The organism is Comamonas sp. FG99 (assembly GCF_057808605.1).
The window spans coordinates 1-332 of sequence record NZ_JBMDII010000093.1; the positions used below are offsets into that span (position 1 = coordinate 1).

The 332-nt window shown below is 66.6% G+C and carries 1 protein-coding gene; it reads right to left on the bottom strand.

Translation table 11 applies throughout. From position 1 onward, the window contains the following. Positions 1 to 45 precede the first annotated feature (45 nt). A partial coding sequence (locus tag ACODRX_RS25865; RefSeq protein WP_488874409.1) for a TonB-dependent receptor domain-containing protein occupies positions 46 to 332 on the bottom strand: 287 nt, incomplete at its 5' end.

Here is a 332-nt window from a genome sequence, read left to right on the forward strand (position 1 = left end):
TGAGGCATGTGCATTAGCGGCCTGACCTGTGCAGATTCCGGTGGGTCAATACAAGGTGGCCTCCAGGCCGCGGCGCTTGCTGGCGCGGCCGGCCTCGGTGCTGCCGGCATCGCCCACATACACCAGTTCCGAGTCAAGCTGTAGCTGCCACAGTGCCGCCGTGACCGTGAGGCCGTCGCGCGGCTGCCAGCGCCAGCCGACTTCCGCGCCCTGGCCCTTGACCAGGGCCGGCACCCGTTCGGCCGGTGCGCCACTTTGCGGATCGACCGTGATGGTGGGTATCCGTCCGGCCAATCCATCTTGACCGAGGATGTCTGTCGTAGTTGACGCTA